Source organism: Brakhagea baltica (assembly GCF_052161605.1).
Classification (GTDB): Bacteria; Planctomycetota; Planctomycetia; order Pirellulales; family Pirellulaceae; genus JBKCUI01.
Genome location: NZ_CP197409.1, coordinates 6786454 through 6800444 on the forward strand (window position 1 = coordinate 6786454; position 13991 = coordinate 6800444).

Below are 13991 nucleotides of genomic sequence, written 5' to 3' on the forward strand. Positions count from 1 at the left end.
CAGCTGATACCCTAGGAATTGCTACTAGTCGTTTCAAAATTCGAATCGACTTGCAAACCCGCAATCCAGCGAGCGACCGAAGGAGTCTTCAAGCCCTGCTTGCATGATCGTGTTAGCACCAAGTTGTTGCTTGCCAACTTGGCTGCTCAGCTCTCGAGTTAATTGCTTTAAGTCGATATCTGGTGAATGACCGCAAAGTAAAACGCAGCAACGTTCATCGGACAGCAAGTCCCAGCATTTGGTCAGCAGCGGAGACAGATGTTTGTAGATATTCCATGTCTCGTCTCGTGTGCCGTGTCCGTAGGTTGGAGGATCCAAAATGATGGCATCGTATTGATGTCCCCGTTTTGCTTCTCGCTCGACATACCGAACCGCGTCCTCGACTAGCCAGCGAATGGTTGTCGACTCTAGGCTCGAAAGATGGCAACTTTCCCTGGCCCAGGCGACCGTGGGTTTCGAGGAGTCTACGTGCGTAACCTGACAACCTTGTTTGGCAAGAAAGAGCGTGGTTGCGCCAGTATAAGCAAAAAGACTTAGAACCCTCGTTGATGATGCGTCACCGCGTTTATTTCGAAGGCAGCTAACGAGCCAATCCCAATGCTGCCAATGTTCTGGGAAAATCCCGATTTGTCCGGCAGCAGTTGGCCGCAGCTTCAAAGTCAGTCCCCGGGGCGCGATTGTCCAGGGATTTTTACAGAAATCGACTGGTATACGTTCCCGCCATCGACCGGTAATTTGGTCGAAGAAGAGGCTTTCTTGCCCCCACAGTGGTGAACCTGCCGGGGGGGATTTGGCTCCTGGACAAGGTCGATTGAGAATGAGCCCCCCTACCTTTTCCAGTTTGCGCCCGTGCCCGAAGTCGATTAATTGGTAGCTCGCTTCGGTGTGCAGCATGGTTGTAACGGTTAGGATGGCTTCATTAGCCTTGAGGGAACAGGGAATTCCATTATGATTCTCGCTGTTGACGAAAGATGCAACCCTTTCATTATCCGTTATTGGTCCGAACAAACGATTGAGTAGGAATGCGGCACGTACTTTCCGCTGTAGTTCAAAACGTTCCCGGTGTGTTGGCACATATCTCTGGTATGTTGGCGTCGCGCGGTTACAACATCGATTCCTTGGCTGTCGGCGAGACAGAGAACAAGAATCTTTCCAGGATGACCTTTGTGGTCGTCGGCGACAATCGAGTCTCTGAGCAAGTGCGTAAGCAGCTCGAAAAGATTGTAACCGTGGTTAGCGTTCAAGACGTATCGGCACGCGACTATGTCGAACGCGATCTGATGCTGATCAAAGTCCGCGTAGAAACCGGCCCACAGCGAACCGAGGTTCGCGAGTTGGTCGAGATTTTCCGTGGCAGAGTCGTGGATGTGGGACCTGAGGAATTGATGATCGAAATCTCTGGTCGCGAGAATAAGATTCAGGCATTCATCGAGCGAATGCGTCCCTATGGAATCCTGGAACTGGTTCGAACAGGCAGAATTGCCATGGTTCGAGGGAGCAATCCCGACGCAGTTCTGGAATTTGAAGAACTAGAACAAAACGCGGACTAAAACTGCTCTGTTGGGCATTCTTGATCGCAGCCGTGTCCTAAATCGCGGCTTTTTTACTTTGACCTCCTGTTAATTCTCTCACAAATTAGTATCCAAAATGGCAGCAAAGATCTATTACGACGGCGATGCAGACCTCTCCGCACTCAATAACAAAACGATCGCGATTCTCGGCTACGGTTCCCAGGGGCACGCTCAAGCTCAGAACTTAAGAGACAGCGGTTGCAAAGTGATCATCGGGCAGCGTCCCGGCAGCAAGAATTATGACTTGGCCGTCAGCCACGGATTCAAACCTCTCGATATCGCTGAGGCCACCAAGCAAGCAGACCTCATCAATATTCTTCTTCCCGATGAAGTCCAAGGGGATCTTTACAAGGCCCACATCAAGCCGAACCTTTCGGAAGGCAATGTGTTGATGTGTTCGCACGGTTTCAATCTGCACTTTGGCCAGATCGAGCCACCAAAGGGTGTCGACACGTTGCTGGTTGCACCGAAGGGACCAGGGCACTTGGTTCGCAGCGAATACACCAAGGGTGGTGGCGTTCCTTGCTTGATCGCTCTCGGAAACGAAGCCAGCGATACGACCCGCAAGCTCGGGTTGGCATATGCTAAGGGGATTGGCGGTACGCGAGGTGGGGTGATTGAGACCACGATCGCAGAGGAGACCGAAACGGATCTCTTCGGCGAACAAGTCGTTCTGTGCGGCGGGGTCAGCGAACTGGTCAAGGCTGGTTTCGAGACCTTGGTCGAGGCTGGTTATCAGCCGGAGATGGCCTACTTTGAATGCATGCACGAGCTCAAGCTGATCGTCGATCTGCTCTATCAAGGCGGATTGAACTACATGCGATACAGCATTTCCAATACGGCTGAGTTCGGAGATTACACCCGTGGTCCTCGAATCATCACTGCGGAAACCAAAGCAGAGATGAAGAAAATTCTCAAGGAGATTCAAACTGGCGAATTCGCCCGTGAGTGGATTCTTGAGAACAAAGCCAACGCACCGGCATTCAAGGCGCAGCGACGAATCCAACGTCAGCATCCGATTGAAATCGTTGGCCGCAAGCTTCGTGGCTTGATGAAGTGGATCGATTCCAAAGTCGTAGAGTAAGGACTGGTAAGCCACCAGGTTCGGTTGATGAATGATGAGTAGCTGCACGGATGGCTCCGGGGCAGCCTTTAGTCATGGCTCGCCGGGGATGGTGGTTTAAACGGCGCGATGAGGGCTGGGATAGACGGCCCAGCGCAGGGCGATTCCCGTGCGGTGAAACCATTTTGCTTTGCGGAGTCTTTTGGAATATACTAGTAGTCGATGCGATTTGTGACCTCGCAGCCTACCAATCCCCCTCCGGCGTTCCCATATGACCCAAAAACGCTTTTGGATATCTACCTGCCTAATTTTGCATGGGTTTGTTTTGACCGTGCCGGCCTTCTCTCAAGTAGAGAACGCAACAGAGGCTGAAGCGGTCGTACAGCAGAAGGCTCTCAGTTTCCCAAACCTTGGCAACCCTTTTCTTGCCAAGTACTGCCTCGATTGTCACTCCGGCACCGAACCAGCGGCTGGTGTTCCGCTCGACATCTTCGATTCGAACGAACGCATTATTCGTGAGAGACGGGTGGTCGAACGAATGAGTGATCTCGTTCGATTTAGCCAGATGCCACCATCGGACATGGATCAGCCGAACAAGGAGGAGATGGATTCCTTTTTGCAATTGGTCCAAGGGATTCTTGATGACCACGACCTAAATGCACCGCCCAATCCCGGGCGAGTTACCATGAGGCGCCTGAATCGAAACGAGTACAACAATACTGTCCGAGATCTAGTCGGTATCGATTTTACTCCAGCCGAAGACTTCCCTGCAGACGATGTTGGGCATGGGTTCGACAACATCGGCGACGTGTTGTCTCTCTCTCCTTTGCTCATGGATCGTTACTTGGCCGCTGCCGAGAGCATCGTCGAGCGAGCCATCATGCCGACCCCGCCTTCTCCCTCAAAGAGATGGCAACACGCTAAGTACTGCGAGCCAGCCGGTCCGAGTGTTCCTATGGACGAGTATCGACCGGTCGTAAATGCGGGGAGCAACGACCCTATACGAACCGGACCGATCCATACTCCCTATGACCTCAAGCGTGGCGACTATGTTTTCCGAACTCGAGTTTATGCAAAGCGAGACGACGAAAGTGACCGTCCGGTAAAAGTTGCCGTACTGCTGCATCAACCAAATCTCGCCGAGGCGGAATCGGGCGATTCGCATGGTTTGAGTGGAGAGTCTCTCAACTCACTAAAGCCGTTTCGAATTGTAAAAGTGCTTGATGTCACGGCTCGGGACGAACAGTCTGCACAAACCCTAGAGGTGCCACTCAAAATTGAGTCGGGAGCAACTCGCATGGCGGTTGCGATGTTTCGACCTGAGGAGGGAGAGTCTCCGGCAACACTTTTTGTTCAGCACTTGGCACTCGAAGGGCCGATGGATATGAGGCCGGAATCGCATCACCGTCTGTTGGGGGCTCCAGAAGCTGGTGATTCTGAGCGTACACGGTTCGTGATAGAACGGTTTGCTAAGCGGGCCTATCGCCGCACTCTGTCCAACGACGAACTCGATCGCCTTGTGAACTTGGGCAATTCGCTCATGTCCAGTGGAGAATCGTGGGAGTCGGCTATGCAAACTGTCTTCCAGGCGATCTTGGTTTCACCGAAGTTTTTGTTTCGTGTGGAGCTTGACGAGAATCCAAGCAGCACGGAATCGACTCCGATCGATTCGTTTCAATTGGCGTCGAGACTCTCTTACTTTTTGTGGAGCACGATGCCCGACGACCGACTCCTCGAATTAGCGGAATCGGGAGACTTGGAAGCGAAAATCGATGAAGAGATTGACCGCATGTTGGCCGATCCTCGGTCGGATCAGTTGGTCGAGAATTTTGCTTTGCAATGGTTGCAAGTGAAGCGGCTGGAGGGACTGAAGCCTGATCCGGCTCTATTTCCTGAATTCAACGATCGCTTAAAGCAAGCCATGCTACAGGAGACAAGGCTGTTCTTCACCGCCATCATGCGAGAAGATCGTTCGCTGTTGGAGTTGCTGGATGCGGACTTCACCTTTGTGAATGGCGCTCTGGCTAGGCACTACGGGATCACTCTCGACTCAGATGCAGAACGTCGTTCCGAGAGACGGGGAGGTCGCTGGCGAGACCGCAATCGCGATAGCGTGGGTGACTTCGTGAGAGTTTCTTTGGACAAAGATTCTATGCGAGGCGGATTGCTGACGCATGCAAGTGTTTTAACCGTGACATCGAATCCGACTAGAACTTCCCCAGTAAAGCGTGGGCGTTGGATTTTAGAGCAGATTCTAGGCCAGCCCCCACCGCCGCCACCTCCCGACGTTCCTGAGCTCGAAGAGCAAAAAGAAGAGTTAACTGGCAGTCTTCGAGAACGAATGGAGCAACATCGTGCCAATCCATCGTGCGCCAGTTGCCATGCTCGCATGGATCCAATCGGTTTTGCGTTCGAAAACTTCGACGCAATTGGTCGTTACAGATCAAAGGACGGGGAGTTCGAGATCGATCCATCCGGAACGCTGCCGGGGCAAGGTGATTTTGGTGGCCCATCAGATTTGAAGCAATTACTCCTAGCCGACGAAGCTACCTTTGTAAGAAGCTTCGCCGAGAAAATGCTCATTTATGCATTAGGTCGGGGGCTGGAGCCTTACGACCGCCCAGCTGTCAATCGGCTGGTTAAAGAGATCGAGGCAGACGGCTTCCGTTTTTCCAGTCTTGTCAAGGCTTTAGTAAAAAGCGAGCCATTCCGCATGAGGCGTGGTGGATAGCTGGGCTGGAATCCTTGTTGTTCTCCCCCCCTCTAGTCATGTATAATTCATACAGCGGAGGTTCTTAAACTCCCACTCCCACCCCGCTATCATCCCACCCTTCCCCGCCTACCACTCAATGGAGTTCAAACAGCCATGACACAACTCTCACGACGAACCATCCTCCGCGGTCTTGGGGTTTCCATGGCATTGCCTTGGTTGGAAGCCATGGGGCCGATGAACTCTTGGGGAGCGGCAACAAGTCCCATCGGTACGGCTCCTAATCGGATGGCATTTCTGTATGTTCCAAACGGCGTGAACATGGCAGATTGGACCCCCACGAGCGAAGGATCTAGTTTTGAGCTACCGACCATTTTGCAGCCACTCGATCCCGTCAAAGAAAAGTTGATGGTTTTGACTGGTTTAACTGCTGACAAAGCCAGGCCTCACGGTGATGGCGGTGGCGATCACGCACGAGCTCTGTCGGCTTTCTTGACCGGTGCTCAACCTCGCAAGACGGACGGCACCGAGATTCGAGCTGGGATCTCCGTCGATCAAGTAGCTGCGTCGAGGTTGGCGGAAAAGACGCGGCTCGCGTCTTTGGAGATTGGTTGCGAGCATGGAGCTATGGCGGGCAATTGCGATTCGGGCTATAGCTGCGTTTACTCATCGACCATGTCGTGGCGGTCCGCGACCCAGCCACTTCCCAAGGAGGTAAATCCCAAGCTCGTCTTTGAGCGACTTTTCTCATCGGTTCCCAATGCACAGCAACAAGCACGAGACGCAAAGCGGAAGAGTGTTCTGGATTTCGTTAGAGAGGATTCCCTCGATTTGACTGGCAAGCTAGGAGCCAATGACGTTCGTAAGCTAGACGAATACTTCTCCGTGATTCGGGATATCGAAATGCGAATCCAGCGGGCTGATAAATTGCCTCCGGTGCAGCGGCCTGACTATATCGTGCCAGATTCCATCCCGGCTGATTATGCCGAGCACATAAGGCTCATGTGTGACCTGACGGCTTTGGCGTTTCAAGCAGACATTACGCGAGTTATAACGTTTGTTCTCGCCAACGAGGGTAGCAATCGTGCCTATCCGTTTATCGGTGTACCGGATGGCCACCATGATCTGTCGCACCATGGGAACGATGTCGCGAAAAAGCAAAAGATTAGGGATATCAACCGTTTTCATGCTGAGCAATTGGCTTACCTATTGCAAAAGCTGAACTCGATTCCCGAGGGGGATGGCATGTTGCTCGACCACTCTATGATTGTGTATGGGAGTGGCAATTCCGACGGGGATCGGCATAACCACGATGATCTCCCGATCGTTGTAGCCGGAGGGGGCTGCGGGACTCTAAAAACGGGGCGACACATTCGGTACGCAAATGAAACGCCATTGAACAATCTTTGGGTTTCGATGCTAAATCGATTAGAAATTGACGTCGAGCAACTCGGTGACAGCACCGGAGCACTACCTGACTTGGGATAGAGCCGTTTTTGCCCCAGGGACGAGGAACAGAAGAATTTGCAGGAAAGTAGGTCGGTCGATATTAAGCGACCTCCATCGCTTTATCGTGAAGCCTCGATGGCAAAAATTAGAGCTCTCCAAGAAATTATTGAGCTCCCTGTTACCACTGGGTTGTTTTGCCTGATATACTTTGTGGAGTATTTCCTTCAGGCAATTGACCGCCTGTGATTTGAACCACCTTTGCGGGAACACCATGGATATCGCTTTGTTTGCTCAACAATCTGTCGACATTCGAGCCGTCGTGATGATTGGACTTTTGGTGTTTGCGGTTTTGGTAGGCTTCGTAGTCATGGTCGTTTTCTGGAGTTTTGGTAGCCTCTGGTTGCAAGCCAAGACGAGTGGTGCCGACGTGACCATGGGTAGTTTGGTCGGCATGTATTTCCGCCAAGTTCGTTCGCAAGTTATCGTAAACGCAAAGATCATGGCGGCCCAGGCCGGATTGGACATCAACCGTCGCACGGGAATCAGCACACAGAGACTGGAGGCACATTACCTTGCAGAAGGCAATGTGATGAACGTGACCAACGCGATCATTGCCGCGCAGCGGGCTGGGATCGATCTGGATTTTGATCGAGCTGCCGCTATTGATTTGGCCGGTCGCGATGTCCTTGAGGCCGTGAAAACCTCCGTTCACCCTCGGGTCATTGACTGCCCCGACCAACGAACAGGCAGCGCGTTCCTTTCCGCGATTGCGATGAACGGGATCGAGCTTAAGGTCAAGGCTCGGGTGACTGTTCGCACAAACCTTGATCAGCTCATCGGCGGTGCGACCGAAGAGACCGTCATTGCACGGGTTGGCGAAAGCATTATTAGCTCGATAGGTTCCTCTGAGAATCATTTGCTCGTTCTGGAAAACCCGAATCTCATCACCCGTACCGTTCTGAAGCGTGGACTCGACAACCAGACCGCTTTTAGGATCGTCTCCATAGACATCGCGCATATCGAGGTCGGACAGAATATTGGTGCTCGTTTGCGGGCCGACCAAGCTGAGGCGGACGTCCGAATGGCACGTGCTCAGGCAGAGCAACGCCGCGCTGAGGCCATCGCTCAAGAGCAGGTTATGAAGGCTAAGGTGGCGGAAAATCGTGCAAACTTGGTCTTGGCAGAAGCTGAGGTTCCCAAGGCAATGGCTAAAGCCTTTATCGACGGCAACTTTCAAACTGTCTAGCGATCCCGCGGGCCAAACGTAGTAGCTCATGTGTGGAATCGCAGGCGGTGTCTGGGAATTAGGACAGGTAGGGCTGGATTCCGCAATGCTAAGCCGGATGACGGATGCCTTGGTTCATCGCGGCCCGGATGATGCTGGCCAGTGGATACAGTCACCGCAATCGTCGAGTCTTCTAATCGACGGGCGGCCGCGACTGGGGGCAGCGCTTGGATTTCGCAGACTGTCTATTATCGATCTCGAGCTTGGACACCAACCGCTCGGTAACGAAGATGGCTCCATCCAGATCGTATTCAACGGCGAGATTTACAATTACCAAGAGCTTCGCCGAAGACTCGAAGGCGCAGGACATCGCTTTCAAACTCAGTCCGACACAGAAACGATCGTCCATCTTTACGAAGATCTCGGAACAGATTGCTTTCAGCATTTCAATGGAATGTTTGCAATCGCCCTTTTCGATTCCCAGCGAAATCGATTAGTGTTGGCAAGGGATCGGCTTGGCAAGAAGCCGCTGTTCTATACCGTTCAAAACGGTCAGCTCTTTTTTGCGAGCGAGCTAAAGAGTTTGTTACAAGTTCCTGGCATCGATCGAAATATCGACCCGGGGGCGATCGATCTCTATCTCACCTACCAGTATGTTCCGCACCCTCATTCCATATACAAAGGAATTTTCAAGCTGCCGCCAGGGCATTTCGCTGTCTACGAGGATGGCGAGCTAACTGTCGCTCCCTACTGGAGGATCGACTGGTCGCACGAAGAAAGTACGACTTGGTCGGTCGCATCGGAAAAGCTTCGCGACTTGCTTACCGATTCCATTCGTCTCAGGCTCCGAAGCGATGTTCCCGTAGGTGCATTTCTTTCTGGGGGAATCGATTCGTCTTTGGTTGTGGCGATTGCTCAGACGATTGTTGAGCAACCCATCCATACGTTCTCCATCGGTTTCTCGGAGGCTGATTTCGATGAAACGCACTTCGCACAACAAGTTGCCCAGTACGTTGGTACTAAGCATGAGCGGTTTCAGGTTAACCCGAACGCCTTGGAGATCGTTGACAAGCTGGCTTATCAGTATGACGAACCGTTCAGCGATTCGTCAGCCGTACCAACATGGTACCTGTGTGAATTGACCAAGCGATCGGTAACAGTGGCGTTGAGTGGGGATGGTGGCGATGAGTTGTTTGGAGGGTATGAGCGTTATCGAGCACTGATTTTAAGCCAGAGGTTGCAGAGTTTTCTGCCGACCAAATGGCTGACGAATTCCAGGATTCTGACAAAATTACCAGATTCCACGGCCCAACGTTCGTTTTTTCGCCGGGTTCGTCGATTTTGCGAAGCGTTGGGGCAGCCCGCACCGGATCGTTATATGAACTGGATTCAGATATTCGGTGAAGCCCATCGAGCGGCATTGTATAACGACGATTTTTTCGATCAGTTACCTGCGAGAGATCCAGCCTCCTTTCTGAGGCAGGCGTGGTCGCGGTCGGGAAAACGGGACCTTCTCAGTTGTGCGTCGAACGCAGATTTGCAAACCTACTTGCCGTGCGACCTGATGACCAAGGTGGATATTGCATCAATGGCCCATTCATTGGAGGCTCGTCAACCGCTGCTTGATTATCGCTTGGTCGAGTGGGCGGCATCGCTACCAAGCAGTTTTAAGCTCCGTGGCAAACAGGGCAAGTATATTCTGAGGCGAACGTTCTTTGACTCGATTCCACCACAGATTTGGGATCGCCCCAAGATGGGGTTTGGTGTTCCGATTAACAAATGGTTCAAGACTTCCTTGCGGGATCGGACCTATGATGCCTTGTGCGGCAACGACACCAAGATCAATTGTTTTTTTCGCCCCGAGGCCATTCGAAAGCTGGTCGATTCGCACATGAAGGGAGAGGAGAATCACGCCTATCGACTTTGGAATTTGCTCATGCTGGAACTATGGATGCGACGATGGACTCCTACCGTCGGAATTAAATAATTCGTAGCCGTACACTGCGTGCTCGGTTACGTCGATGAATCATCGACAACGCGGTGGCGTTGTCGCGGGTTTGACCAGGCATTCATCGGATCGGCGGAGCGATCCGCGACATTGTCGCTGACCGCTCCGTCGGTCAGTTGCCAGAAAGGAATTAAACCTATAACGAATCTTGACTCGACCATGGAATTGGATCTGTACTGCGTGAACAGTTACAACAATTCTCAGGAGACTTCAATGCCACGACCCGTGCATCAATCGTCCGGGCACATTAGCTTAAGAGCTTCGCGGCCGGACATTCCTTCTGTGATACCAAGCTGGCGAGCTTGTTCGCTGAGTTCAACAATCTTTGCCTCGTACAGATCCTCTGGTTCTCTCAGGGGGTGAGAGGGAGTGCCACGAGCGATAGCAACGGCGTATCCAAATTGACTTGCAATTTGGCAATCATAAAGTCCACAAGCCACGATCCCTCGGTCGGTATGGATCGCGCAATATTGCCCACCCGGCCAACTGTAGCTGGTGCCAAGGCATTCGCCGAATGGCAGTCGCAAGACTTCGCTTCTGTGAGAAAGCTTCTCGATACTCATAATAAACGACAACTCCGGAGGCTAACTGAATAAACGAATTATAACCAGTCGGACCAATCAGTGAACTATTTTGTAGGTGATTGAGATAGTGCACTTTCTGGGAAAACAAGCTGAATTAGGACCGTTCTCAGTGAGCTTCACCGACTTCACCCTCCCCAAACTTCGTTCTGGGGAGGGTCAGCCCGCGACAAGCGTGGCTGGGGAGGGGCATTTGCATGGTTGGAAGGCCCGACTTGCCCTGCCCTCCCCGGCAATCTAGCTTAAAGCTCGATTGCCGACCCTCCCGGTCGCTTCGCTGGGAGGGTGAAGTCGGTGGCGATCAGCGAGGATTGTCTGAATTGGATCGACTTTCGGGGATTTTCTACTCTTCGCAGGAAGCAGGCAGGACGATTCGAGCCCCGTAGACTAGAATAGATTAGTAGGAAACGAACGCCTTCCCTCCCCAACCTCACATCCCCACCATGTTTAGGTCCAGCTTTTCTTTGCTCGCGACTTTTGGCTCGTCGAGTTCTTTACTAATGCTTGCGATTAAATCCCTGGTCGGTTTATGGGCGATCAACTCTGTCTGCTCGGCGACCGATTTTTATTCGGATGTTTTTCCTATCCTTAAAGCGAATTGCATAGCATGTCACAATGCCCAGAAATCCGATGGCGGATTGAATCTGGAAAGCTTTGAAGCTATTCAAAACGGAGGAGACAGCGGGGCTGCTTACTCGACGGAATCGGTCGATGAGAGCAACATTATCCGTCGCGTAACTGGAGAGGACGAGCTGATGCCTCCCGAGGGAAATAACGTTGGGGCAAAACGGCTTACAGAATCCGAAATCGCGATCATTCAAAAATGGATCGTAGAGGGGGCGATCGCGGGCGCTAAAATGTCCAGTGCGATTCTCAATTGGCAACCAGTTCCAGAGTCAGTAAAACCGATCTACACTATCGACACTTCGTTCGCCGGCCAAACGACGGTTATGGGGCGAGGCAATCTCGCAGTCGTCCAGGAGTGGGCTGCTGTTGGTGTCGACGAACAGTTGCTCCTGAGCGATGGCTCAGTAGCGAACCGTTTCCAACGACCGGCAACCCACTTGGATATCGTTCAGTCCGTTGCGATTACACGAGATGGTGATCGAATCGCGACGGGTGGCTTTCGGGACGTAAAGATTTGGAAACGAGTCGCCGGAGAGCTTGAAAGCAGTCTGTCCAAAAAATTGAGAGGTAGCGTTGTCATCTGCACCTCGCCGGATGGCAGCAGAGTAGCCCGCACAACGGACACACCTTCTATTGAAGTCTTCGATACAGCCTCGGCTCAATTGCTTGCTCGCTGGGATTCCAACGATCCGATTGATGCGATGGATTGGAATTCCGCTAGCGATTCGCTTGTTGTCAGCTCCGCGACCGGCGATCTGTATTTCTTGGACGGAATCGCTAGCAAGGAAAACTTGAATAGGAATTTGTCCGAAGAGGCCAGGCATCCGACAGGAATGAAATTCGCAACACTCCAATTGGGAGCCAGCGATTATTTGCTAGGATTGACTTCGGACTCGGTCCTAGCTGCTTGGCGAATTTCCCGTACCGAGGATGGTAATCGCTCGCTGGAGGTGCTTACCAATCTACCCTCGATGGACATGGTTAATTCCTTCGCCGTCATGAGCGATTCCATGGTTGCTGTGAGCCGCGAGGGACAGCCCACCATTTCAATCGTGAATCTAAACGACGGGATGGTTGTTCGCACCATTGACGCGACGCCCCAGGTGCAATTACTTGCCATGCCCTCTGGGATCAGCCTCATTGGGCTTGGTATGGATGGAGTTACGCGATGTTGGAACTCTCAGGATGGCAGCTTGATTTGGGAGAATCGCGAGGCTCGTTCTCGTCAGATGACGGTTGTTGGGGCCGAGACCTTGGTCGCCAGGCAGAAAGCCAAGGTGGACCGGGGCACCAACGCCATTCCGGAGTGGGAAAAGAATAAGTCCGATGAAGAAGCGAACTTGGCCAAGGTGACCAAATCGCGAGATGATGCAGACGAGGCTGTAAAGAAGAAATCTGCGGAGCTGACCGAGATTCAAAATCAGCTCGCAGTTTCCGAGCAAGCAGTCGAGGCTGCCAATCAGGCCGTCGAAGAGGCGAAAGCTAAGCTGGAAGCTGCTCAGAAGGAAGCGGCAGCGAAACGAGAGCAAGTGGCAGCGGTCGAGAAAGCTCGAGCAGAGTTAGAGCAGAGACTAATGGCATGGAATGGAACCGTTCAATCTGCGACCGAAACCGTAAGCAAAGTAACAAACGCGTTCGCTGCGTTCCAAGCTCGTTTAGAAGAACTCAAGCAAGAGCTTGTGACCCTCGAAGCTAGTAAGGCAAGCGTGAATGATGATTCCATTGCGACTACAGGGCTAGCCGGTTGCTTAACTCCTGACGCTAGGCGGATCGTCTGCTTTATGGATTCTGGAGAACTGAGAATCATCCGAACCGATAACGGAAAATCCGAACGCAGTCTATCCAGTGGATTCGACGAGCGTGGCACTGTGGCTGCTGACTCAAACGGAAGGGTGTATCAGATCTGTCGGGATGGACGAAGTCGATCATGGGAATTGGGAATGCGATGGGAGCTCGAGCGAACTATTGGCTCGCCAGAAGATTCACCGTTTAGCGATCGGGTGACCGCGATGGTCTTTACCGAAGATGGGTCACAATTAATCGTGGGAAGCGGGCCCCCCAGCCGATTTGGAGAAATGAAAATCATCTCCGTTGCGGACGGCTCGATAGTCAAGGACTTTGGCGAGGTTCATAGCGATACGATCCTTTGCCTTAAGGTCTCCCCAGATGGCCTAATCGTCGCTTCAAGCGGTGCAGATAAATTGGTGAAACTGCACAGTCTGCGAGAAGATCTGGAGACAAAAACACTCGAGGGTCATACACACCATGTTCTCGGATTAGCGTGGCATGACGATGGCTTTTTGCTAGCAAGCTCGAGTGCGGATAACACTGTAAAGATTTGGGACATAGAATCTGGACAATCAACCCGTACCATTTCTGGTTTTGGCAAAGAAGTGACAGCTTTGGCGTTCGCCGGCAGGACTAGCCAATTGGTTTCCGCGTCGACCGATCATCAGGTTCGTGTGCACGACATCAACAACGGAGCTCACCTAAAGAGCCTTGCAGGAGCAAACGATGCACTTTACAGTTTGGCGGTGATTACAGGTTCTCACGAGAATAACGATAGCATCGCGTTGAGCGGTGGCCAACAAGGTGTCGTCTGGGTTTGGAAGATATCCGACGGCAGCTTGATCAAGCAATTGCAGTGACCTGGGGGAATTGCTCTTCCCCTGCGGCGACTACAGCTCTATAAGCACGCTAGGTAGCAGGATTTGCCTAATGTGCTCATATCACCTTATCGGCAAATGCTAAAGTAAC

10 protein-coding genes are annotated in these 13991 nt (G+C 52.3%); 7 read left to right on the forward strand and 3 right to left on the reverse strand.

The features are described 5' to 3' along the window. Window positions 1–33: 33 nt before the first annotated feature. Window positions 34–894, reverse strand: a complete 861-nt coding sequence (locus tag SH449x_RS26355; RefSeq protein WP_482379064.1) for a hypothetical protein — start codon at window positions 892–894, stop codon at window positions 34–36. A gap of 128 nt (window positions 895–1022) precedes the next feature. Here SH449x_RS26355 and ilvN point away from each other — a divergent pair, with 128 nt between their 5' ends. The 6 genes from ilvN to asnB all read left to right on the forward strand — a co-directional run bounded on the left by ilvN (window position 1023) and on the right by asnB (window position 10005). Next, the gene (gene ilvN / locus SH449x_RS26360; RefSeq protein ID WP_482379065.1) at window positions 1023–1550 is read left to right on the forward strand and encodes an acetolactate synthase small subunit; all 528 of its coding nucleotides are present in this window, start codon (window positions 1023–1025) and stop codon (window positions 1548–1550) included. 97 nt (window positions 1551–1647) lie between these two features. Continuing rightward, window positions 1648–2655 carry a ketol-acid reductoisomerase gene (ilvC, locus tag SH449x_RS26365; protein WP_482379066.1) on the forward strand — a complete coding sequence of 336 codons (1008 nt, stop codon included), beginning with the start codon at window positions 1648–1650 and terminating at the stop codon, window positions 2653–2655. A 310-nt stretch (window positions 2656–2965) separates the two neighbouring features. Next, window positions 2966–5365, forward strand: a complete 2400-nt coding sequence (locus SH449x_RS26370) for a DUF1592 domain-containing protein (RefSeq protein ID WP_482379067.1) — start codon at window positions 2966–2968, stop codon at window positions 5363–5365. Between the two features lie 135 nt (window positions 5366–5500). Then, a complete protein-coding gene (locus SH449x_RS26375) occupies window positions 5501–6832 on the forward strand; it encodes a DUF1552 domain-containing protein (RefSeq protein ID WP_482379068.1) in 1332 nt (443 codons plus the stop codon). A gap of 283 nt (window positions 6833–7115) precedes the next feature. After that, window positions 7116–8039 carry a flotillin-like protein FloA gene (gene floA / locus SH449x_RS26380; RefSeq protein WP_482381855.1) on the forward strand — a complete coding sequence of 308 codons (924 nt, stop codon included), beginning with the start codon at window positions 7116–7118 and terminating at the stop codon, window positions 8037–8039. Window positions 8040–8067: 28 nt separating this feature from the next. Then, window positions 8068–10005, forward strand: a complete 1938-nt coding sequence (gene asnB / locus SH449x_RS26385; RefSeq protein WP_482379069.1) for an asparagine synthase (glutamine-hydrolyzing) — start codon at window positions 8068–8070, stop codon at window positions 10003–10005. Window positions 10006–10031: 26 nt separating this feature from the next. Here the strand turns inward: asnB and SH449x_RS26390 are convergent, their stop codons facing one another. Both SH449x_RS26390 and SH449x_RS26395 read right to left on the reverse strand, forming a co-directional pair. Next, window positions 10032–10187: a hypothetical protein gene (locus SH449x_RS26390; protein ID WP_482379070.1), complete on the reverse strand. Its 156-nt coding sequence runs from the start codon at window positions 10185–10187 to the stop codon at window positions 10032–10034. Between the two features lie 69 nt (window positions 10188–10256). After that, entirely contained in the window at window positions 10257–10589 is a 333-nt protein-coding gene (locus SH449x_RS26395; protein WP_482379071.1) for a DUF1805 domain-containing protein, read from the reverse strand. A 461-nt stretch (window positions 10590–11050) separates the two neighbouring features. Here SH449x_RS26395 and SH449x_RS26400 point away from each other — a divergent pair, with 461 nt between their 5' ends. Then, on the forward strand, window positions 11051–13882 hold the full coding sequence (locus SH449x_RS26400; RefSeq protein ID WP_482379072.1) for a WD40 domain-containing protein: 2832 nt from the start codon (window positions 11051–11053) through the stop codon (window positions 13880–13882). The last annotated feature ends 109 nt before the right edge of the window (window positions 13883–13991 follow it).

Excerpts from the sequence above, each read along its gene's own strand:
- SH449x_RS26355 (WP_482379064.1), bottom strand. The coding sequence starts at position 894 with ATGCTGCACACCGAAGCGAGCTACCAATTAATCGACTTCGGGCACGGG.
- ilvN (WP_482379065.1), top strand. The coding sequence starts at position 1,023 with ATGCGGCACGTACTTTCCGCTGTAGTTCAAAACGTTCCCGGTGTGTTG.
- ilvC (WP_482379066.1), top strand. The coding sequence starts at position 1,648 with ATGGCAGCAAAGATCTATTACGACGGCGATGCAGACCTCTCCGCACTC.
- SH449x_RS26375 (WP_482379068.1), top strand. The coding sequence starts at position 5,501 with ATGACACAACTCTCACGACGAACCATCCTCCGCGGTCTTGGGGTTTCC.
- floA (WP_482381855.1), top strand. The coding sequence starts at position 7,116 with ATGATTGGACTTTTGGTGTTTGCGGTTTTGGTAGGCTTCGTAGTCATG.
- asnB (WP_482379069.1), top strand. The coding sequence starts at position 8,068 with ATGTGTGGAATCGCAGGCGGTGTCTGGGAATTAGGACAGGTAGGGCTG.
- SH449x_RS26390 (WP_482379070.1), bottom strand. The coding sequence starts at position 10,187 with ATGGTCGAGTCAAGATTCGTTATAGGTTTAATTCCTTTCTGGCAACTG.
- SH449x_RS26395 (WP_482379071.1), bottom strand. The coding sequence starts at position 10,589 with ATGAGTATCGAGAAGCTTTCTCACAGAAGCGAAGTCTTGCGACTGCCA.
- SH449x_RS26400 (WP_482379072.1), top strand. The coding sequence starts at position 11,051 with ATGTTTAGGTCCAGCTTTTCTTTGCTCGCGACTTTTGGCTCGTCGAGT.